A 22,371-nucleotide genomic window follows, 5' to 3' on the forward strand; every position below is an offset into this window, starting at 1 on the left:
GATGCACGCAACGCACGCAATGCACGCAATGCACGCAATGCACGCAATGCACGCAATGCACGCAATGCAACAACCATCGACGTTATGACGAATCCCACTTCCGCTTTGCTGGTCAAGCCGATTCATCTTGTGCCGTCCGCCGCGCGTCTGACGAGTCCGCTTGCGCAACATCTGCGCAAGGCATTGCGCGGCGACGTGCTGTTCGATGCGGCGAGCCGCGGCCGTTATGCGACCGATGCGTCCATCTACCAGATCATGCCGGTCGGTGTCGTGGTGCCGCGAGATCAGGATGATTTGCGCATCGCGCTGGACATCGCGCGCAGCGAAAAAGTGCCGCTGCTCGCGCGCGGCGCCGGCACGAGTCAATGCGGACAGACTGTCGGTGAAGCGCTCGTGATCGACACGAGCAAGTGGCTCAATAACATCGTCGATTTCGATGCGGACGCACGCACGGTTACCGTCGAGCCAGGCGTCGTGCTCGATCATCTGAACGCGTGGCTCAAGCCGCATGGCTTGTGGTTTCCCGTGGATGTATCGACGGCAGCGCAATGCACGATCGGCGGCATGGCGGGCAACAATTCGTGCGGCTCGCGTTCGATCGAATACGGCAACATGGTGCACAACGTCGAGGCCATCGACGCGATTCTCGCCGACGGCAGCGAAGCGCGTTTCGCATCGTTGCGACAAGTGCCGCAAGGCGCGCGCTTGCAGCAGATACTCGAAGGCGTGAAGCGGATCGCGGAGCGCGAGCGCGACGAAATCGCGGCGCGCGTGCCGAAAGTGTTGCGCCGCGTGGCCGGCTACAACATCGACCTGTTCGATTGTCAGAACCCGCGCGCTTATACCGACGACGGCGTCGCCAACCTCGCGCATCTGCTGGTCGGTTCGGAAGGCACGCTTGCGTTCAGCCGTCAGTTGACGTTGAAGCTCGCGCCGCTGCCCGCGCACAAGACGCTCGGCGTCGTCAACTTTCCGACCTTCTGGCAGGCGATGGATTTCACGCAGCACATCGTCAAGCTGAAGCCGGTCGCGGTTGAACTGGTCGATCGCACGATGATCGATCTCGCGATGAGCAACCCCGCGTTTCGTCCGGTGGTCGCGAAGGCGCTGGTCGGCGAACCGCAAGCGGTGTTGCTAGTCGAGTTCGCCGGCGAATCGCGCGACGCACAACTCGAGTCACTCAGGCAGCTCACCGAATTGATGGCCGATCTCGGCTTGCCTGGCTCTGTCGTCGAAATGCCGGACATGAATGCGCAAAAGGCGCTGTGGGAAGTGCGCAAGGCCGGGCTCAACATCATGATGAGCATGAAGGGCGACGGCAAACCCGTGTCCTTTATCGAAGACTGCGCCGTGCCGCTCGAACATCTCGCCGAATACACGAGCAAGCTGACGGAAGTTTTTCATCGGCATGGCACGGAAGGCACCTGGTACGCGCACGCAAGCGTCGGCACGCTGCATGTGCGGCCGATTCTCGACATGCGCCGCGACGGCGCCGTCAAAATGCGTGCGATCGCCGAGGAAGCCGCGGCGCTGGTGCGCGAATACAAGGGCGCCTATTCGGGCGAACACGGCGATGGCCTGTGCCGCGGTGAATGGGTCGCGTGGCAATACGGCCCGAAACTGAACGAGGCGTTCAGCGAGATCAAAACGCTGTTCGATCCGGACAACCGCTTCAATCCCGACAAGATGGTGCGTCCGCCGAAAATGGACGACGCGCGCTACTTCCGCTTCGCTCCAGGCTATCGCGAACGGCGCATCGACACCGCGCTCGACTGGTCCGCGTGGAATGTGGAACGCGATCCGCTGACGGGCCGCGAGAGCGCGCCGGGCAGCGGCAACGATCTGTCGGGCGGTCTCGCGAAGGCCGTCGAAATGTGCAACAACAACGGCCACTGCCGCAAGTTCGACGCGGGCACCATGTGCCCGAGTTATCGCGTGACGAAAGACGAGCAGCATGTGACGCGCGGGCGCGCGAACACGTTGCGCCTCGCGATCTCGGGACAACTCGGCGAAGCCGGCCTTGCAAGCGACGACGTCAAGGACACGCTCGATCTCTGCGTATCGTGCAAGGGCTGCAAGCGCGATTGCCCGACCGGCGTCGATATGGCGAAGTTCAAGATCGAGGCGCGCGCGGCGCGCGTGAAGCGGCACGGACTGACGCTGCGCGACAAGCTGGTTGCCTTCATGCCGCGTTACGCGGCAACGGCGAGCCGCGTGCCGGGCCTCATCGCATTTGCCGACAACGTGCCGCTGCTGTCGACGTGGTTCAAGCGTTCGGTCGGCTTTGCAAGCGAACGGAGCTTGCCGCGTTTCGCAAAACCGTTTCTGTCGAGCGCGAAGCCGACTGTGAACGCGCGCGGCGCGGCGTTGAACGAAGTGCTGCTGTTCGTCGATACGTTCAATAACAACATGGAGCCCGACAACGCGCGGGCCGCGCAGAAGGTGTTGGAAGCCGCGGGCTACACGGTGCATTTCAACACGCGGCAAGGCGAGCGGCCGGTCTGCTGCGGGCGCACGTTCCTGGCCGCAGGACTTGTCGATGAAGCGAAGCACGAAGCGCGGCGCATGCTTGATCTGTTCAAGCCCTACGTGGAGCGCGGCGTGCCGATTGTCGGACTCGAGCCTTCGTGCCTGCTGTCGTTGCGCGACGAATTCCTGCACTACGGTTTCGGCGACGAAGCGAAGCGGCTCGCGAAACAGGCGTTTCTCCTCGAAGAATTCCTCGTGCACGAGCAACAGGCCGGGCGCTTGCAGCTTGCGCTGAAGCCTTTGGCGACGCAGCAGGCGCTCGTGCATGGCCATTGCCATCAGAAGGCATTCGACGCCTTTACGCCCGTGCAAACCGTGTTGAAATGGATTCCTGAACTGACGGTATCGACGGTGGAATCGTCGTGCTGCGGAATGGCCGGCAGCTTCGGCTACGAAGCGGAGCACTACGCGACTTCGCAGGCGATGGCCGAGCTGTCGCTACTGCCGGCGGTGCGCAAAATGGACGCCGGTACGATCATGGTCGCCGACGGCACGAGCTGCCGTCATCAGATTCATGACGGCGCGGGTGTCGAGGCGATCCACGTCGCGCGCGTGCTGGCGATGGCGCTGCAATGACATGACGCGCGCGCTGCGCTGGAGCCCGCTGCTATCAGACCGCCGACATAGCCTGCCGGTACGCGCCCGGCGACACACCGACGCCTTCGCGGAAACGATGGCTCAGGTGGCTGGCGTTCGCATAGCCGCATAATCCGGCGACTTGGGCGAGCGGCAGCGCGGTGGTGCGCAGCAGCGTCCGGGCGCGTTCTAGCCGCTGCTGCGCGATCCATGCAGCGGGCGGCAATCCGAACGACGTGCGGAACATCCGCGCCAAGTGAAACTCCGACAATGCGGCGACACTCGCGAGTTCGCCGAGCGTGAGCGGCTCGGCGAGATGGCTCTCGATGTAATCGCGCAGACGCCGCCGCGTCCCGACCGACAAGCCGCCCTTCAGCGCGACGCCGCTGCGCCGCACGCCTTGCGCCTGCAGCAGCAGACTCAGCACTTCATGCGCGGTTTCGTTGGTGCGCAGCAAGCCGTCGGCATCGTCCCAATGCTCGTTGGCGAGCGACTGACATAACCCGGCAATGCGCGCATCCTCGAAATACGTGCGATCGGCGAGCGTCAGCTCGCGCGGTTCGCGGTCGAGTTCCTGCACGGCGCGCTGCGTGAAGTGCTCGGGCAGAAAATACAGGTGCATGAAGTGCATATGGCCGCGGACCCACCAACGCGATTCATGATCGCCGGGCAATGCGCACAGCCGGGACGGCGCACCATAACGCCCCGGCATTTTCTGACGCTCCGTGCGATAGCCGCCGTCCAGATAGCACGACAGCGTGTGATGGCCTGGGCGCTCGTAGACGGTTTCCGCGACTTCCGTGTCGCGCGTCCAGACGGCAATCGCGAGACCGTCGCCGAGCCACGCGAAGCGGTCCAGCTTCGCATTCGAGGTGCCCAGCGTGTGACATACCGACTGAATGCCGAACGGCGTTTCAGTGGCGTCGATCACGGGGACGGGCGGGCTCGTGTTCACGGAATGGGCGGGTGTCTTTCTTGCGAGGAATAGTGGCAAGTATACGACCCGCCGCGCATGACGACACACGCCCCGGCGACGCACGCCAAAAAATGCGCAATCCTGGACAAGTGCCGCGAGCCGCGCCGACGCATAGTCGAACTCCCGTATCCGCTGCTTGCAGGCTTGACCATGAATCTCTTTCTTTATGCCATTACCGTCCTGATCTGGGGCACCACGTGGATCGCGATCAAGTGGCAACTGGGCTCGGTGCCGCCGCCGGTGTCGATCGCGTGGCGCTTCTGGATCGCGGCCTTAGTGCTGTTCGCGCTGTTGCGCATCATGCGCCGGCCGATGTGGCCGCCGCGCGCCGCATGGCGCTTTCTGTTCGCGCAAGGGCTCGCGCTTTTCTGCGTCAACTTTCTGTGCTTTTACTACGCCGAACAGGTGGTGCCGAGCGGGCTCGTCGCCGTCGTATTCTCGACGGCGCCGCTTCTCAATTCGATCAACGGACGGCTTTTCATGGGGCGCCCGTTGCAGCCTTCGGCGATTGCGGGCGCGATGCTCGGCCTCGTCGGCATCGTGTGTCTGTTCGTCCAGCAGATGAGCGGGCATCTCGGCGATCACGCGGCGTGGCTCGGGCTTGGCATCGCGTTTCTCGGCACCTTGTGTTTTTCGGCGGGCAATCTGCTGTCGAGCCGTATGCAATCGATGGGCTTGCATCCGTTCGCCACGAATAGCTGGGCCATGCTGATCGGCGCGAGCGTGCTGACAGTGGGCAGCGTGGTCGCCGGTTTCCCGTTCGCGATCGAGCCCTCCGCGCGTTACGTCGGCGCGCTCGCCTATCTCGCGATCTTCGGCTCGGTGATTGGCTTTACCGCGTATCTGATGCTGGTGGGGCGCATCGGCCCGGAGCGCGCGGCCTATTCGACGGTGCTCTTTCCGATTGTGGCGCTCGCGGTGTCGACGGTATTCGAAGGCTATCAGTGGTCCGCGTTGGCCGTGGTCGGATTGCTGCTCGTGGTGGCCGGCAACCTCGTCGCCTTCGACATGACCCGGCGCATCTTCGGGCGACGCGGCCATTGCACGAACATGAAGGCATAAAGACATAATGACATAGAGACGACGACGCACGGACGCCGCGTTCATCAAGGCCATCGGTGAGCTCTTTCGGGAGCGCTGTGAACCCCAGCGCGCGGGCCCGTGCGGCGAATCGCTGCGGGCTCGTCGCGCGGATCACGAATAGACGGCAACGCGCGATCGGTATATAACAAACGTGAAAGGATCGCTCGTTTACCGAAGCTTCAACGGGGAGATGCATCATCATGACGCAAGACGTAACGCCCACGCCCAAGCCGCCCACCGGCGACCGGCCCGATCTCGACAACCTCGACGCGGCGCTCAGTCACGTGAATCAGCAGGTGTCATCCGGCAGCATTGCGTCGGGTGCCGCGAAGGGCATTCTGTACAGCCTGATCGAAACGCTAGGCACGTTCGTCGGCGATCCCGACTTGCCCGAGCATGCGCGTTCCGGTTACGAAGGCTTGCTCGAAGCCGCCCGCGAACTGCGAGCGAAGCTCGAGCACTGAGCGGACTCTCGCGGCTCGCCGCTTGACCCTTGACGATTGCGGCCGGTCATCGCGATAGAGCCTGTTTGCGGGCCGAATCCGCTTCTGTGATAAAAAGGCGCACTGTTTCCAACATTGCGCCTTTTCCATGTTCTCTGTGTCCGCTATCGCGTTATTAGCCGTCGGCATTGTCGTCGTGCTGATCACGCCGGGCCCCACCAATACGTTGCTCGCGTCGGCCGGTCTGCGCCAGGGCGTGCGGCGCTCGCTGCCGCTCATAGCCGCCGAACTCGCCGGCTATCTCGTCGCCATTTCCGTCTGGGGACGCTTTCTCGCACAGGCCGCGCACGCGCTGCCCTGGCTGTCCGTGCTGCTGCGCGTGGCGGCGGGGACGTACATCGCGTGGCTCGCCGTCGATATGTGGCGCGCGGCCGTCGCGTTGCCGGACTCGACGCAAAAAGCGAGCGGCACACTGCGCCTGTTCATCGCGACGCTGCTCAATCCCAAGGCGCTGCTGTTCGCGGGCACCATCTTTCCGGCGGCTGCTTTCGTGCTTTGGCCGGCGTATCTGCTGTCGATGCTGATATTCGCGTGCCTTCTCGCGCCGATCGCGCTCGCGTGGATTGCGTTCGGCGCGGCGCTCGGCAGCGGCAAGCTCGGCTGGCTCGATCCGGCGAAGATCCAGCGCGGCGCGTCGGTCGTGCTCGGCGTGTTTTCGCTGACGCTTGCATGGTCGGCGTTGCATTGACGGCACGCGCTGAAGGCGTGCCTACGCGCTCGCTTTCGCTTTCGCTTTCGGTTTCACGTCTTCGGCTTCGGTTTCCGCTTCGTTGTCACCCGCGCTGAGCGCTTCGCGCCATTCCGGCGCCGCCGACGTGATCTGCAGATGCGGCGTGCCGTGCCAATCCGCACACCGTTGCAACGCGCGCCGCAGATCGCCCGCGAGCCGCGCGCTTGGGCGTGCGCCCGCTTCCAGGTGCACCGATTTCAATTCGAAAACGCCTTCTGCGCGGTGCGCTTTCGCATCGACGCGACCGACCAGACGCCCGCGGCTTAGCAGAGGCAGCACGAAGTAGCCGTATTTGCGCTTCGCTGCCGGCGTATAGCATTCGATCGCGTAGTCGAAGTCGAACAGCGCGGCCACGCGTTTGCGATCCCACACGACCGGGTCGAATGGCGAGAGCACCGTCGTCACCGTCGATGCGAGCTTGCCGCTCGCGGCGTCGTCGAGCATGGGCGCGAAGTCGCGATGCACGAACGTGTCCTGCTTCCAGCCGGGCACCTGCACAGGAATCAATTCGCCTTGGTCGGCAAGCGCATGAAGTTCGTCGCGATACGGACGGCGCGGCAGCCGGTAGTAGTCCGCGACCCAGTCGGCCCGCGCGACGCCGAGCGCGCGGCACGTGCGGCGCAGCAGTTCGTCGGCGACGGCCTGTTGCGGCGGCAGATCGCGGGCGTCGTCCCAATGCGGCAACACGCGTTCCGTGACGTCGTAGACGCGCTGAAAATTGCGCCGCTCGGCCACCATCAATTGCCCGATGGCGAACAGCACTTCCAGATGACGCTTCTCCGGCTTCCAGTCCCACCAGCCGTTGCCTTTGCCCGACTCGCGAGCGAAATCCGCCGAGCGCACGGGGCCCGTTGCTCGAATGTGTTCGAGCAGTGCGTCGATGTCCTTGCGATGTTTGTGGTGCCAGTCGGCCGCGTATTTCCAGCCCATGCCGCTCGGGTCCAGCATGCGATGGCGCAGCAGTCCGTAGTCTTCGATCGGCAGAAAACAGGCTTCATGCGACCAGTATTCGAACAGCTTGCCTGCGGCGAGATGTTCGTCGAGCCATTGCTGCGGATAGGCGCCGAGCCGGCTAAAGAGCACGAGATAAGGACTGCGCGCGACCACATGAATCGTGTCGATCTGCAATTGCGCCATGCGGCGGATTGCTTCGAGCACGTCGGCTTTGGTGGCCTTGCGGCGCGGCGGCGACAGCAGACCTTGCGCGGCCAGGTGGAGTGTGCGGGCGGCGGAAAGCGAAAGAGTCTTCACGCGGACGTCGTTCAGTAAGTGACTGCGATGAAGCGGGCAGAAAGCCCGCCTGAATCAGCAGACGCTACTGTAGCGTGAATGCGTCGGCGCTGTGGTTGACGTCGTGACGAGCGAAGCGCGCAGTGACAAGCGAAGCGGCGAGCGGCCGCGTTGCTCGCTCCGACGATTACCAGCCGCGGCCGTGATGCTTGTCCCAGCCGCGATGACGGCCGTGATCGTGATGCCAGCGGCGCTCCCGGTAATAGTCGTCGCGATAGCCGTAACCGTAGACCGGCTGAGGCGCATAGACGACCGGCGGCGGCGCGTACATGACCGGCGGCGCGGCATAGACGGGGCCCGGCGTGTTGACGAACACGCCCACGTCGACGCGAGCGGAAGCGGCAGTCGATGCGCAGGCGGCGGCAAGTCCGAAGGCGGCGAAGACGATCGCGCGTGTGTTCATGCTTTTCTCCTGTGTCCCAGCAAGACAATGGCTGTTTCGACGGTCGGCATTCACTGTCCAATGGCTGACGTCTATCTTACGAGGCAGAAAGAAAAGCAGGTGCAACGAGTTGCAGGCGTGTGTAACAGGGGATTACTTCGGAGGGGACTACTTCAGGGCCGCCGCCCCGCGTGTGGCGGCGGCAACGGCCCTTGTATGAGCGCGGTTCAGGCCACGGAGGCGACGGCTTCGTCCGCGGAAACGGCCAGCAGCTGATGAATCTGCGCGACCACGGCCGCGCCTTCGCCGACCGCCGCCGCCACGCGTTTGGTCGAGCCCGCGCGCGCGTCGCCGATCGCGTACACGCCTTTGACGGTGGTCGCCAGATCGCAAGCCGACGCGCCGTCCGCGCCGGTGCCCGTCAACACGAAGCCCTTCTCGTCAAGTTCCACGCCGCAGGTGCGCAGCCAGTCGGTGTTCGGGTCCGCGCCGGTGAAGAGGAACAGATGCCGCGTGTCGATCTGCTCCGTGCCGTCGGGCAGGGGCTTTTTCAGGGCGACCGCCGCGAGTCCGCTTTCGTCCGCGATGAGCTGGCCGATCTCCGAATTCGGATGAACGACGACGTTCGGCAACGAGCGGATACGGTCGATCAGATAGCGCGACATGGTCGCCTCGAAGCCGCTGCGCCGGATCAGTACGTGGACCTTGGCCGCGTGCGTCGCCAGATAGACGATCGCCTGGCCGGCCGAATTGCCGCCGCCCACCAGCACGACTTGCTGGCGCTTGCACAGCTTCGCTTCGACGGGCGACGCCCAGTAGTACACGCCGCGTCCCTCGAAACGGTCGAGTCCTTCCAGCGCGGGGCGCCGGTACACGGCGCCGCTCGCGATGACGATTGTCCGCGCGCTGATATGGCCGCCGCATTTGAGCTCGAGCCGGTACGGCGCCTCGCCGCAATGCAGCGCCTTCACATGCACAGGAATGGCGACGTGTGCGCCGAACTTCTGCGCCTGCACGAACGCGCGGCCCGCCAACGCCTGACCGGAGATGCCGGTGGGGAAGCCCAGATAGTTTTCGATTCGCGAGCTCGCGCCCGCCTGGCCGCCCGGCGCGCGGCTGTCGAGCACGATCACCGAGAGACCTTCCGACGCCGCATAGACCGCGGTGGCAAGTCCGGCCGGCCCCGCGCCGACGATCGCGACGTCGTAGACCATGCAGTCGTTCAGATCGGGCAGCAGGCCGAGCGCGGTTGCCAGTTCCGGCATGCTCGGATGGCGCAGCACTGAGCCGTCGGGGCAAATCACCAGCGGCATGTCTCCGTCCTGCGCGCCGAACTGCTCGACGAGGCGCAACGCGTCCTCATCGCATTCGTCGATCGTGGAGTGCGGATGGCCGTTGCGCGACAGGAAGCCTTGCAGCATCACGAGCCGTGCGTCGGTACTGCTGCCGATCAGGATCGGCCCGCCCGCGCCTTTTTCGATCAGCGATACGCGCCGCAGAATCAGCGCGCGCATGATGCGCTCGCCAAGCTCGGCTTCCGCCACCAGCAGCGCGCGCAGCCTCTCCGGCGGAATCAGCAACGCCTTGACGTGAGTGAGCGCCATGCCGTTGACGAGCGCGTGACGCCCGGACAGTTGACCGACCTCAGCGAGGAAATGCCCCGGCCCGTGTTCGCCGATCACCACTTCACGGCCGATGCCGTCGCGCTGGGAAATCTTCACGCGCCCTTCGAGCAGCACGAACATGCCCGGGCCGGTGTGGCCCGTCTCGAACAGCAGCTCGCCAGCCTGCCATTGGCCGACTTCGCCGAACTTGCGCACGCGATCGATTTCCGCCGCGGTGAGCTCGGGAAACATCTGGTGCATGCGCGTCGACAGATTGGAAAACGGTGCGTCCGCGACTACCGCATCGGGCTGTACTTCGGGTTCTGCAGTGGAAAGCATCGAACCGCTCCCTCGATGTTCGTTGATTGACTGAACGAAGGCGCGACGGCGCGCATCCGCCAGCGCGCGCGCTAGCGAAGGTGCCGCGCGCGGCGTCAGACCGCTTTCGGCGCGATATGCTCGACGGCGGCTTCGGGTGGCGGCATGCCGGGCAAGCCCTCGACGGGCCGGCCGGAGTCGCGCCAGGCTTCCATGCCGCCGCGCAACGGCAGCACGTCGTCGAAGCCCGCTTCGTTCAACTGCTTGGCCATCCATGCGGCCGAAATTTCATTCGGGCACGAACAGTAGATCACCAGTTTCTGATCGCGCGGATAAGTGGCGACGATCTGATCGAGCTGCCGTTCGTCGGCGAATTGCGAGCCGGGAATCACGAACGGATCGAGCTTGCGCTTCTCGTGCGAGCGGATGTCGAACAGCACCGGCGTGTTGCCCGCGGCGACCAGCTCGGCGAGCTCGTCCACTTCGATGCGGGCGGACGCGAGCTTGTTGATCAACTGACGACGGCGAATCCAGCGGTACACCGCATACAACAGCAGCAACGCGATGGCGACCGCGCCGGCAGTGCGCCCGAGACGCCCGGCGGCTGCGAATACCATGTCGATCTGACGCGCGAACAACGCGCCGACGATGAGCCCCGTGCCCGACCACAACGCGGCGCCAATGCTGTCGTAGGTGAGGAATGTGCGGTAGCGCGTGCCCATTGCGCCCGCCATCGGAATAGACACGATCGACAGGCCGGGGACGAACTTGGCGACGGCCAGCACGCGCACGCCCCAACGCCCGAAAAAGCGCTCGGTTTTCTTGACGCACGTGTCACGCGACAGCGACAGACGGCAGATCGTTTTCAGCGTATTGCCGCCGTACAGCCGGCCCGCCAGATACCAGGCGCTGTCGCCGATCAGCGTCGCGAAGATCGACAGCACGAGCACCGGCAGCAATTCCGTGCCGACGGAGCCGGGATGCATTGCGGCCATCGCGCCGAACAACACGAGCGACGGCATGGCCGGCACCGGCAGGCCGATGGAGGCGGCCAGCACGTTCACAAAGATGAGCGCCGGGCCATATTGCTCGACGAGGTCATGTAGCATCGACTTACATCCGCGGCCTTTTCAGGCACGGCGCGCAGTAGGGAAGCAAAGGAGAATGGAGCGATTATGGACCATTTTCAAGACGTGCAAAGCCCTTGAAATGCCCCGGTTATTCGGGGTTGGAAGCGGCGTTGGAAGCGCTACCGCCGCGCGGCCCGGATTCTAATAATCAAAAACGATTAAAGCTCGCGCGCTCTGAATAAAATCGGCGCGCGAAGACTGCGGGAAGGACGAGCAACAGAGCGGCGAGCATCAGAACCGCGAGCATCAGAACCGCGAGCAACAAACGCCGACTGCAATGCCGGCGAAAACCGCTGCCTACGCGGCGCCCACCGCAAGGCGCCGCACCTTTGCGTTATTGACGATGATTGTGCTGCTCGCCGGGCAACTCGGCGCCGTGCGCGCGAATCGCGGCAATCAGTTCCGCCGGCGTGATTTCGTAGCGGACTTCCCGATGGATGCCTGGCTTGCGCTCGTCGACTTCGACCAGAAGGATGCCTTTGCCGTCTTCTGTCGACTCGAGGCGCAGCGTGCGCAGTTCACGCCCGGTTGCGTCGTCGTATTCGGTGAGCAGGGCCATTGACCCGGAGGACCCGGTAGTGCGCATCGAAGTTGTCCTTGTTCCGTTGTTGATCGAATCATTGTACGGGCAGCATGACGCGCCGTCTGTCGCGCAATGTTGACGCTTTTGGCGATTGCCGGCGCCTCCGCCTGCAAGCCCGAGCGCCGCCGTGCGCGTGGCCTTGCGGGCCGCGAGTCCATGCAGGCGATGACGTTCGCAGTGACAATGAGTTTAACGGAGTCGTCGCGACGACGGCTGCATTTTTCCTGCCCCGTCGCGGTGCAATCGTTCTTCGACGTTGTCATGCGCATGACGCGCGGTACGGTTAGACGCGACGCGCAACCGCGTGCGCGCTTATCGGCAAAAACGCCCGATGCAAAGCGCACCTGAAGAGATCATGAGGCGCGTGTCGCAGCCTCGGCCCGCAACCCTTGCGCGCCGCAACCCTTGCGCGCCGCGACGCTATAGCGGCGGACGATCACGCTCGTCACGCATGCGCTCCAACTCCCGCATCTCCGAGGCGCGCAGCGGCGCGTCGGCATCGAGAAAGAACTCGTCGAGTTGCGGCGGCGCGATGGCGGTGCCGCTCAACATCGCATGAACCTGTCCGCGATGATGGATCTGATGCACGAACACATGCGGCAGCACGTTGCCGATGCGTTCGCGTTGCACGCCGATCGACGGACCCCGGTCGATTTGCACTTCGCGCTGCAAGTCGTCGGCCGTCAGCGATTCGCAGAAGCTCAGCAGCGCGTGGTCGCTGTCCGCCTGGGCCTGCCATAGTTGCGCGGCGCGCGGATAGGGCACTTCGTCGTCGAAAATCGTGAGGCCCTGGCCGCCGTCGATCAGCGCGTCGAAGTAGTAGCGGTCCACCAGCAGAATGTGATTCAGCGTGAGCTGCAACGACGGAAAGAAGCTCACCCGGTGCGCGGCGAACGCTTCGTCGCTCAATCTCAGACACGCGCGGTAAAGGCGCAGGTTGGACCACGCGTTGTTGCGCGCCATATCGCTGAAATGCTCAGACAGCGCATCGCGCGGCGCAGCGCCTCGCGAGTCGGAACGAACCATGTCTGCCTCCGTGGATGGTGTGCGCACATCGACCTCTGCGCCTGAACAGCATAGACCGCGCACAAAAAAAACGGCCCGTCTTGCGACGGGCCGCTAAACGCCGTTGTTACTTGGGTCAGTCCGCCCCATGCATTCATCGGGCACTGACGCATGCATCGTGGGTCGCCAATTCATCGCTGTCGAGGTGGGAGTAATGCTGATCTATCCGATCAATGCGTAAGGTCAATGCGTGAAAGGTCAATGCGTAAAAGGTGCCGGATGCGTCGCGCATCATCTTCAAAAAGACTACACTGCGCCGGTATAGGTCAGCAGACGTGGTTTGCCAAAGATCGCAGCGGTCTGCCTGCGCGAACCGCAACGTACTTGGGCCGATGCAGAAAATCCTTGATCGTACTCAAGAGTCACTCGCTCAGGCGTTTGCCTCGCTCGCAAAAAACGCGAAGCGCCAGCGGCGGGTTTATCTCGCGACAATCGGCTCATTGATGCTGATGGTGGTGATCTTTTCGCTCCTGCTGGCTGTGGTCGCGGGGCTGAAGCAACTGGAATACCGCCGGACGTTCGCGACGCAAAGCGCCACCGACCTGTCGCTACTCCTGCATCGCAAAGAGTCGTTCTTGCGGCGCACCGAATTCACTCTCGACTATTACTACAGCGCGACCCAGGTGCGGCGCGCACCCGAAGCGGTGGAGCGATCCATCGCGCAGACGGGCGCGGCGCGCGGCAAGGTCGACCGGGTCGACGCGGAATTCGACATCGTCATCGGCCAGGCAACGCGCGCGGCGTGGGGTGCGCAGTTCGGCGACAAAGTCTGGCGGCTGTATGAATCCGCACAATCGACGCTGGTCACGCAGCAGGCGTTCGAACTCGCGCAGCACGCGACGCTGATCGGCCTCGATGAAAATTACGCCGTGATTTTGCCTTCGCTCGCGGATTCGGCAACCGACGTTGGAGCCGGGGCCACGCGGGCGCCGCCGCCGCAAGAGGCGGTAATCGGCACGTTGCGCGACACGATCGAGCACGAACTGCAAGCGCAAACAGGCAAGCGCGTGCCCGGCAAAGGCGAGCACGTGTGGATCGGACCGTATCGCGATCCGCTGCGCAACACGCCGGTCATCTCGGTGGTGAGTGCCTACTACGAAGGCGACAAGCCTGTCACGCTGATCACCACAAGCGTTTCGCTCGACGTGCTCGCCGCGCGCCTTGCGCCGCCCGGCGGCGCGGGCGCGACTTTGCTGATGGGCCCTGACCGGCGCATTCTCGTATCTTCCGCCGCGCTCAGCGCGCAAACCGGCGCGAGGCTGCAACGGACGATAGCCGCGACCCCGTCTCACGCCTTCCACTTCGGCCGCGAAGGCGCGATTTTTCACGAGCCGTTGATGCCGGGCTTCGGCTCGCTGGTCGGCTACGTGCCGTGGGGCGCGCTCGCCGTGGCGCTCGGCTGGCAGCTCGGCGTGATCGGCGGGCTCGCGTTGCTGGTGCTGCTGGCGATCGCGCTGACCGCGCGCTTCTTCGGACTACGGCTTCTGCGCAGTGCGTTCGCCGAGACCTCGCGCGCGCTGGAAAGCGAGACGCTCAATCACATTCTGGTGAGCGCGACGCCGGTCGGACTGTGCATCGTCCGGCGAAGCGACTGTTCGATATTGACGGCGAATGCACTCGCCACCGAACTCCTGGGCATCGAGCCGGGCACGAGCCGCCTGCCCCCGCATATTGCCGCCGAGTTTCTGACGAAGGTGCCGGAGCAGGTGTCGGCGGCCGCGTTGGCGCGGATTGCCGCTTTCGTCGCACCGGCGGGGCCCGTGCAGGAAGTTCAGCCGGCGCCTCCGCAAGCGTCCTCGGCGCCGGTTCAGACGGACAGCACGCCCGCCCGCTTCCTGCAGTTCACCTATGCGCCCGCTCGTTATGCCGGCGAGGACGTGTTGTTCTGCGCGATCCTCGACGTGACCGCGCAGCACGAGCTCGAACAGCAACTGCGGCAAGCGCAGCAGACGTCGGAAGCGATGATGCGCGCGCGCACGAATTTTTTTGCCGCTATGAGTCACGAAATCCGTACGCCGTTGAATGCGCTGCTCGGCAATCTCGAACTGTTCGCGCGTACGCCTGGGCTCGACGCGCATGCGCAGCGGCTCGCCAGTCTGAACGTGGCGGGCGATGCGCTGCGCCGCGTCGTCAACGACATTCTCGATTTCTCCAAGATCGATGCGGGCGAAATGCTTCTGGTGCGCGCGCCCTTTGCGCTGCTCGACGCATTCGAGAACATCGCACTGTCGTATGCGTCGATGGCGGGCGATCGGCGCGTGCGTTTCTATTCGCTGCTTTCGCCCGCGATCGATCGCACGGTGATCGGCGACAGAATGCGGATCGCGCAGGTCATCAACAATCTGTTGAGCAATGCATTCAAGTTCACGTCGAGCGGCAAGATCACGCTGCAAGCCGAACTCGCCGACGATACGCCAGGCCACCCGGTCCTGAAGTGCCGCGTCTCCGATTCGGGGCCGGGCATGAGCGAGGAGCTCGTGGGCCGGCTTTTCAAGCCGTTCGTGCAAGGCGAGGCAGGCGCCTCGCGCGGCGCGGAAAGCACCGGCCTTGGCCTCGCGATCTGCGCGCGGCTGTGCGAGTTGATGGGCGGCGCGGTGTCGGCGGAAAGCGTGGTGGGCGTCGGCAGCGTATTCAATGTATCGATTCCGCTGGTTGCGTCGCCTGACGAAAAACCGGCGCCTCAGCCGGCAACGCGTGGACCGCTGCTCGCGCTGTTTCCCGATCGCGAGGTCGTCAATCTGCTCGACCGCTGGCTCGAGCACTTTGGCTGGAGCGCGCACGTCGTCTCGACGCTGGCTGACGCGCAGAACTGGCTGCGGACGAACTGCGCAATGGCGCTGATTGTCTCCGACGCATACGATCTCGAGGCGATCGCGAGCTTGCGCGCGTTGCAGCCGCTGAGCGCCGTGTGGATCACTCGCGAGGGCCCGGCGCGACCGCGCGCGCGTGATGAAGGCGTGCTCGAAGTGACCGAATTCAGCGCCACGGCGATTCGCAGGGCCATCGAGCAGGCCGTCGACGGCGTGCCTGTTGCTGCGGTGTCCGCATCGGCGGCAGCGGCGGCATCCGAGATGGACGCATCGAACGCATTGGACGCGGCGCCTGCTCCGGCGCCTTCGGTGGCGACGCATCCGGCGTTGCAAGGGCTCAGGGTTCTCGTTGCCGAAGACAATCCGCTGATCCAGAGCCTGATCGCCGAACAGCTTGCGACGCTCGGCTGCGTGCCGACCATCGCGCCAGACGGCGAGCAGGCGCTCGCCACGTTCCAGGCGAAGCGTTTTGACGCCGTGCTCACCGACATCCACATGCCGGCGATGGACGGCTATCGACTGCTTGCCGCGCTGCGCGAGCGGGATCAGCAGGTGCCGGTGCTTGCCTTCAGCGCGGTCGCGGAGAATCAGGAGGCGCATAGCTGGCGCGAGCGCGGCTTCAGCGGTCATGTGTCGAAGCCCGCTTCGTTGAGCGAACTCGAGGCTGCGCTGGTCGCGGTGGCGCCCGTCGCGAAGGACAGCGCGGCGCGCACGACAGGGCCGGCGTCCGCTGCCTCGGCTGCAAGCACACTCACCGTCGATGAGAGAGCGCGCTACACCGCGATGCTCAAGGAGCATTTGAAGAACGACTTGCCGCGGCTTCTCGCCATCGTCGATGAAGAAGACCGGGAGGCGCTGGCCGGCTGGGCGCATAGCGCGAGCGGCGCGTTCGTGATCGTGCAGGAGCCGGGATTCGTCGAGGAATGCAGGCAGTTGCAGCGGCTATGCAACGAAAGCGAGAGCTGGACGACGGAGATGGACGAGCGCGCCGTGTCGCTGCACGAAGCGTTGTGCGATCGCTATGGCGTCGACGAAGCGTCGGCGCATTGAGTCGGCGCATAGATCTAAAGAGAGAAATCTTCATTTTCACCAATGCAGTGATTGAAGCGGCGCCCTTGCCAAGGGTCCGACGGACAAGGGCGCGCTTGCAGTTGGGTCAACGCAGATCCGGTTGACGGACCGGACTTGCGTCCGATCCATCACGGCACTTACCACTGATACGAAGCACCCATGCCAACCGTCGTGTCACCCGCGCTGGTGCCTGCGCCGGCCTTGATCTTCAGGTTGTCAGTGATACGCGCCGAGATGCCGAGCGCCACAGCCTGCGCACCCTTGTACGAACCGCCGCCGATACCGACCGCGATCCTCTTGTCCTCATCGACGTCCGGGATCATCGTCAGCGCGGTGGCTGCCGCAATACCCGAGTAAGCGCTCCTGGCGACCTGGTTGACGCTGTTCTGCACCGAGTTGATCTGCTGATCGACGTAGGTCTTTGCCGTCATGCCGGCCGGCAGATTGCCGATCGCGTCGTTCAACTGACCAAAGTTGACTGCGTCGTGCGTCGCCGTACCGGCTGCGACGTTGGCGACCTGGCGCTGGTTCGTTGCCGAGCCCACCGACACCGTGTTGTCGCGGTCTGCCACCGAGTCGGAACCCAGGGCAACCGAACCCTTGCCGGTCGCCTGAGTATTGGCGCCGATCGCAGTTGCACCTTCACTGCTTGCGTTGGCATTGTTGCCGGCTGCAATCGACTGCTTGCCGCCGGCATTGGCGCTGGCACCCATCGCAGTCGAATACGAGCCAGTTGCGCTAGCCATCTGCGTGTCCTGGTTGCCGTCTGCTGCAAACATCGGGTTGCTGGCTGCTTTGGCAATGTCCGTCGCCGTCGAGATCGCTGCGTTCATCTGGTCGACGTTGACTGCGTGGTTACCGGACGTGCCTGCCGCCACGTTGCGGATTGTCGTGCCGCCCGCAGCACCGTTACCCATCGTCATGCTGCTGTAGTTGGTCGTACCATCGGCGTTGTGGTCGTACGTGACTGCCGCGTTGGTCGTGCCGTTCGGGTTGATGATGCCCGAGGCCTTCAACTGAGCGAGGTTCACTGCGTCCGTGTCGGCCGTGCCGGCTGCGACGTTGGTGATCTGGCGTTCGTTGCCCGCCGAGCCGACCGACACCGTGTTGGCACGATCAGCCGCCGAGTTCGAACCCAGCGCAACCGAGTTCGTCGCGAGAGATTGCGCGTTGCCGCCGATCGCCACCGATTCCGCGCCCGTCGCCTGTGAATCCGGCAACGTCGTGTTGGCGTGGAAGTACCTGGTAGAGACGCCGCCATTGGTGATGTTGTTCAGCGTGTTGTTGATGTTGGTGATGTCCGACGTGTTCTGCGTCGTACGGCCGTCCAGATTGGTGAGCGCGTCACCCACGTTGTTGACGGTCGTGCCGCCCACCGAGCACGTCGGGTTCGTGATCGTGCCCGTCGTCGTGTCGTAGGTCGAACCGCCGCCCAGCGAGGACGCCGTGCTCGTGCCGATCTGGTTCACCTTCGCATCTTCCGACTGCAACTGGCTCACATTCACTGCATCGGTCGCATTCTGACCTGCTGCCACGTTCGTGATACGACGCTCTGTACCTGCCGCGCCCACCGACACCTCGCCGCCGGCTGCCGTGGCTGCCGAGATTGCGCTGCCGCCAGGGTTGAAGCCTGCCGTCGCCAGCGTCGCCGAGTTGGCCACCGAGTTAGACCCCAGTGCCACCGAGTTCGCGGTCGTCGCCCGAGCATTTCCGCCGATCGAAACTGCATCCGTGCCCGTTGCCGACGAGTCCGCCAGCGTCGAGTTAGCGTTGAAGTACTTGATGCCGCCGCCGCTGCTGATGTTGTTGACGACGTTCGTCAGGTTCGAGACGTTCTGGTTCGTCGCGTACAACTGCGAACCGTTCACCGCATCCACGCTCGTGGCGTTGAGCGCGCCTGCTGCTACACCGGTCAGCGTGCGCGAACCTGCCGTACCCGTGAAGTTCACCACCGTGCCGCCGATATCCTTGCCCACCGTGATGTTGCGCGACGTTGCGTCCTGCTGCACCAGACCGACCGTACCGTTGTTGATGTTCTGCGTCAGGCTGTCGATGTTCGTCGTGTTCTGCGTCGTACGGCCATCCAGATTGGTGAGCGCATCACCCACGTTGTTGACGGTCGTGCCGCCCACCGGGTACGTCGGGTTCGTGATTGCGCCCGTCGTCGTGTCGTAGGTCGAACCGCCACCCAGCGACGCCGCCGTGCTCGTGCCGATCTGGTTCACCTTCGCGTCTTCCGATTGCAACTGGCTCACGTTCACCGCATCGGTCGCATTCTGACCTGCTGCGACGTTCGTGACGCGACGCTCCGCACCTGCCGCGCCCACCGACACTTCGCCGCCTGCCGCCGTGGCTGCCGAGATTGCGCTGCCGCCCGGGTTGAAGCCTGCCGTCGTCAGCGTGCTCGAGTTGGCAACCGAGTTGGAGCCCAGTGCCACCGAGTTCGCCGTCGGCGCCTGAGCGTTGCCGCCGATCGCCACTGCATCCGTGCCCGTTGCCGACGAATCCGCCAGCGTCGAGTTAGCGTTGAAGTACTTGATGCCGCCGCCGTTCACGGTGTTGCTCAGGTTGTTCACGTTGTTGTTGATCGTGTTGACCTTCGCGTCTTCCGACATCAGCTGGCTCAGGTTCACCGCGTCCGTGGCGTTCAGGCCTGCCGCGACGTTCGTGATGCGACGCTCTGCACCTGCCGAGCCCACGGACACTTCGCCGCCGGCTGCCGTCCCTGCCGAAATAGCCGTGCCGCCCGTCGGCGTGAAGCCTGCCGTCGCCAGCGTCGTCGAGTTCGCCACCGAGTTCGAGCCGACCGCTACCGAGTTCGCCGTCGCTGCCGACGCTCCGGCACCCAGCGCGGTGCCGGAGCTACCTGTCACCACGCTGCTGTGACCGACAGCGACTGCGAATGTGGTTGCCGACGTGTCGGCACTATTACCCAGCGAACTTGACTGACCACCCGATTTTGAGTCTCCGCCAATTGCAATCGAATTGTTGAGAGTCGCCGCATTGGTGGCGCGTTGACCGATCGCGATATTGGCAATGCCAGTGGCGGTTGCATTCTGGCCGATTGCAACAGCAGCCGTACCGTTGGACATACTTAGCTGGCCCACGGCAATCGCACCACCGGAGGATGCGGCCGCGGCCCCACCGATCGCGATCGCCTCGGAGCCAATCGCCGACGAATCCGCCAGCGCCGAGTTCGCGTGGAAGTACTCGATGCCTGCGCTGAGCTTGTCGCTTAACTTGCCCAGGGCTGTATCGACCGTAGCGAACGCCGAACTCACGTTGTTAGCCGGGCCCGACGTCCCATCGATTGCATTCGCTTGCGGCAGCGCGTAGCCAGGCGCAACGATCGTGCCGTTCGCCGCCATCGTCGTGCCTAGCGCGGCCGCCGTGGTACTTGCCGTACCGTAAAGCTGGGAACCGCTAATAGCATTCAGGCTTGAGGCTGTTACTGCTCCTGGCGCCAGGCCGTCCAACAACACGTTGGTGTCAGACACGCTCATTGTGAGCGTGTTCTGGGTCATCGTGCTGGCCAGGCAGTACGTTATGTTTCCAGCCTGGAGCACGATGCCGGCAGCTCCAGACGGCGAGCCGGATTCGAGGAGGGCATAGTAGTCGCTGGAGGGCACGTACCGGCTTGAACAGCCACTAGCAAATGTCGAATTACTGGAGACCTGGTCTTTTCCAATGTTGTCATACAGACACAAAACGCTTGCAGATGCCGGCAAAGAAAAAATCGCAAGCGCAATGCCCGCCGTACCGCCTAACGACCAGGAAATAGCGCTCAGCCTACTCTTACAAGCGGGCTTCGAATTTTTGCTTATTCCTTTTGCATCTTCCTGCGCAGCCACCCAAGTGCCGGTTGACTCGTTCCAAACCGAGCGAATGCTTTATTCATTTAAAACCCCTTATTGAACAAATATCGTCACGCGTCTGTCGCTGCTCAACTCAGGCTTGGGAGTGGACGTGACGATTACTGCGCTCGGCTCGTCACAATTAAATCGCCCAAAAATCAAATGAATCGCACACCGATTCACGATTTTGCGACGACTGCTCGTCCACTATGGATTTGAATTCAGCTCGATAGCTAAGTCACACCCCGTCTCAAAATTGCCGGCAACAACCGAACTTTATGAGACTTGAACGATGGCTCAATAGGACTATTCCTAAATACCGGGGAAAATTCAGAAATCAGCGGTGACGGAGATCAAGAAAATGCAAGACGCAAGAATGTGGCGCGGACGCTTTTAGGAATTGTCCTAACGAAAAACACTGCAAGGTGTGATAGCGCCGAAATGCTTGAATAGTCGCCTCAATTTCAGCAAGCGAAAATATCAGCGCGGACATGTGCATTGAATGTCGGAAAATACTGATCGTATTAGATTTAATAGAAACGCCGCCGCCTTCCCCGCTGCATGCAATTATTAATGGTCACAATGGGACTTTTTACATCGCCCGTTTTAATCCATTCGCATTTGATTGGATAATTAGTCCGCTCTCAATAAGCCGGACGTCATGGAGAAGGCAATTGCCCATTCAACCGATTCGCGATTCTCGAACGGTGTCGCGAACATCGGGTGAAGGCCGCGGCACGGCACGGCCTGAAGCTGCGGCAAAACGAATTGTTCTGGATGGGCTATCGAGCCAGTGCTGAGGCGTCGACGCTCAGCCCGGCCGTCGCGCGATGAAGTCGATTTCCACCAGCGCGTCACGCGCCAATGCCGTTACGCCGACGCACGTCCGGGCAGGCAGCGCGTCGGCGGGAAAGTACGCGCGATAAGTCTCGTTCATCGCCGCATAGTCGCGCTTGAACTCGGTGAGGAAAATGCGCACGGCAACCACGTGTTGCAAGCCGAGTTCGAGACCTTGCAGCACGAGCACGAGGTTGTCCATCACGCGCTTCGTCTGCGCGACCACGCCTTCGGGAAGCGGCGCGGCGTCGTCGGTGGGCGAGGTCGGCATCTGGCCGGTGAGGAAGACCCAGCCGTCGGTTTCGACGGCGTGGGAGAACGGGCCGACCGGCGTCGGCGCGCCGGGGACCATCCAGAAAGCGGGGGTAGGGCTCATGGAGATTGCACCTCACGGCTGCGAATGTGGGGTGACACGATAACCGATCAAAAGTCGCGACGCGTGGCCGACGCCGATGCATGGACATCGTGGAATCACTTACTGATTGACGCGCTTCGCGAACGTCGGGATCGCGTCGGCCATTGCTTTCGGCTGCTCAGGCGCCATCGCGTGACCTGCGTTGGGCAACACGACACAGTCACCCGCTCTCCGAGCATGTTCTCGAGCACTTGCGAAAATCGGCGAGGCGCCACTGCGTCGTTCTCGCCCATTTCCGGCACCGTCGATCGCTTTGCGCACACGGACACCAAGAAAATGATTGCAGCGAGACCCTGTTTCCTGGAGGTAGTGACTCAATTGAATTTGCTATTCGAAGCCGGATATGACATGACCACTGATAGGTAGTGATACTAACGTTCTACACGGCCAGCGCGGAAACTTGACGCCATGACTGGCTAGTTCATCTGCGGCTGCTCGAGCCCGCTACTGTCGAAAATCGCGAGCGCATGTTCCGACTTCAGGAACGCGAGCTACCGAGATTCGCCACCGCGTCGATCGCGATTTTGCAGGAGGAGTTAGCACGCTTGATGGGCAACGAGCCGTGGAAAGACGATGTCGTCTGGCTCGCAAACGATACTGACGACTCACCGCGCC

14 protein-coding genes and 1 pseudogene are annotated in these 22,371 nt (G+C 63.3%); 6 read left to right on the forward strand and 9 right to left on the reverse strand.

Going from position 1 to position 22,371, the window contains the following annotated elements; translation table 11 throughout:
• The first annotated feature begins 84 nt into the window (after positions 1-84).
• On the forward strand, positions 85-3,105 hold the full coding sequence (locus tag AB6809_RS03965) for an FAD-binding and (Fe-S)-binding domain-containing protein (RefSeq protein ID WP_029967326.1): 3,021 nt from the start codon (positions 85-87) through the stop codon (positions 3,103-3,105).
• A 34-nt stretch (positions 3,106-3,139) separates the two neighbouring features.
• Here AB6809_RS03965 and AB6809_RS03970 read toward each other — a convergent pair whose 3' ends face one another.
• Entirely contained in the window at positions 3,140-4,060 is a 921-nt protein-coding gene (locus tag AB6809_RS03970) for an AraC family transcriptional regulator (RefSeq protein WP_029967327.1), read from the reverse strand.
• A 171-nt stretch (positions 4,061-4,231) separates the two neighbouring features.
• Between AB6809_RS03970 and AB6809_RS03975 the strand changes: the two genes are divergently transcribed.
• From AB6809_RS03975 to AB6809_RS03985, 3 genes are all read left to right on the forward strand, one after another.
• Positions 4,232-5,143 (forward strand): DMT family transporter, encoded by a 912-nt coding sequence (locus tag AB6809_RS03975; RefSeq protein WP_029967329.1) that lies wholly within the window; start codon positions 4,232-4,234, stop codon positions 5,141-5,143.
• A 221-nt stretch (positions 5,144-5,364) separates the two neighbouring features.
• A complete protein-coding gene (locus AB6809_RS03980) occupies positions 5,365-5,628 on the forward strand; it encodes a hypothetical protein (RefSeq protein WP_006047489.1) in 264 nt (87 codons plus the stop codon).
• A 127-nt stretch (positions 5,629-5,755) separates the two neighbouring features.
• Positions 5,756-6,355 (forward strand): LysE family transporter, encoded by a 600-nt coding sequence (locus AB6809_RS03985; protein ID WP_029967330.1) that lies wholly within the window; start codon positions 5,756-5,758, stop codon positions 6,353-6,355.
• Between the two features lie 21 nt (positions 6,356-6,376).
• Here the strand turns inward: AB6809_RS03985 and AB6809_RS03990 are convergent, their stop codons facing one another.
• The 6 genes from AB6809_RS03990 to AB6809_RS04015 form a co-directional block, all read right to left on the reverse strand.
• A complete protein-coding gene (locus tag AB6809_RS03990) occupies positions 6,377-7,648 on the reverse strand; it encodes a winged helix-turn-helix domain-containing protein (protein WP_029967331.1) in 1,272 nt (423 codons plus the stop codon).
• A 166-nt stretch (positions 7,649-7,814) separates the two neighbouring features.
• Positions 7,815-8,090: a hypothetical protein gene (locus AB6809_RS03995; protein WP_006047492.1), complete on the reverse strand. Its 276-nt coding sequence runs from the start codon at positions 8,088-8,090 to the stop codon at positions 7,815-7,817.
• Positions 8,091-8,296: 206 nt separating this feature from the next.
• Positions 8,297-10,012 carry an FAD-dependent oxidoreductase gene (locus AB6809_RS04000; RefSeq protein WP_006047493.1) on the reverse strand — a complete coding sequence of 572 codons (1,716 nt, stop codon included), beginning with the start codon at positions 10,010-10,012 and terminating at the stop codon, positions 8,297-8,299.
• Positions 10,013-10,107: 95 nt separating this feature from the next.
• Positions 10,108-11,100, reverse strand: coding sequence for a DedA family protein/thiosulfate sulfurtransferase GlpE (locus AB6809_RS04005; protein ID WP_006047494.1), 993 nt, complete (start codon positions 11,098-11,100; stop codon positions 10,108-10,110).
• A gap of 355 nt (positions 11,101-11,455) precedes the next feature.
• Entirely contained in the window at positions 11,456-11,707 is a 252-nt protein-coding gene (locus AB6809_RS04010) for a hypothetical protein (protein WP_006047495.1), read from the reverse strand.
• 417 nt (positions 11,708-12,124) lie between these two features.
• Positions 12,125-12,730: a DinB family protein gene (locus AB6809_RS04015; protein ID WP_029967333.1), complete on the reverse strand. Its 606-nt coding sequence runs from the start codon at positions 12,728-12,730 to the stop codon at positions 12,125-12,127.
• Between the two features lie 371 nt (positions 12,731-13,101).
• Between AB6809_RS04015 and AB6809_RS04020 the strand changes: the two genes are divergently transcribed.
• Positions 13,102-16,629 (forward strand): response regulator, encoded by a 3,528-nt coding sequence (locus AB6809_RS04020; RefSeq protein ID WP_029967334.1) that lies wholly within the window; start codon positions 13,102-13,104, stop codon positions 16,627-16,629.
• A 158-nt stretch (positions 16,630-16,787) separates the two neighbouring features.
• On the opposite strand, the gene AB6809_RS04025 is transcribed toward AB6809_RS04020, so the two are convergent.
• Complete coding sequence (locus AB6809_RS04025; RefSeq protein ID WP_371026012.1) at positions 16,788-20,174, reverse strand: YadA-like family protein; 3,387 nt, start codon at positions 20,172-20,174, stop codon at positions 16,788-16,790.
• Between the two features lie 988 nt (positions 20,175-21,162).
• Here AB6809_RS04025 and AB6809_RS04030 point away from each other — a divergent pair.
• Positions 21,163-21,269 (forward strand): annotated as a pseudogene (locus AB6809_RS04030) (IS5/IS1182 family transposase); the annotation flags it as partial.
• A 46-nt stretch (positions 21,270-21,315) separates the two neighbouring features.
• Here AB6809_RS04030 and AB6809_RS04035 read toward each other — a convergent pair.
• Complete coding sequence (locus AB6809_RS04035) at positions 21,316-21,717, reverse strand: RidA family protein (protein ID WP_029967342.1); 402 nt, start codon at positions 21,715-21,717, stop codon at positions 21,316-21,318.
• Positions 21,718-22,371 lie beyond the last annotated feature (654 nt).

Origin of the sequence: Paraburkholderia sp. RCC_158 (assembly GCF_041355255.1) — a bacterium.
GTDB lineage: Bacteria > Pseudomonadota > Gammaproteobacteria > Burkholderiales > Burkholderiaceae > Paraburkholderia > Paraburkholderia graminis.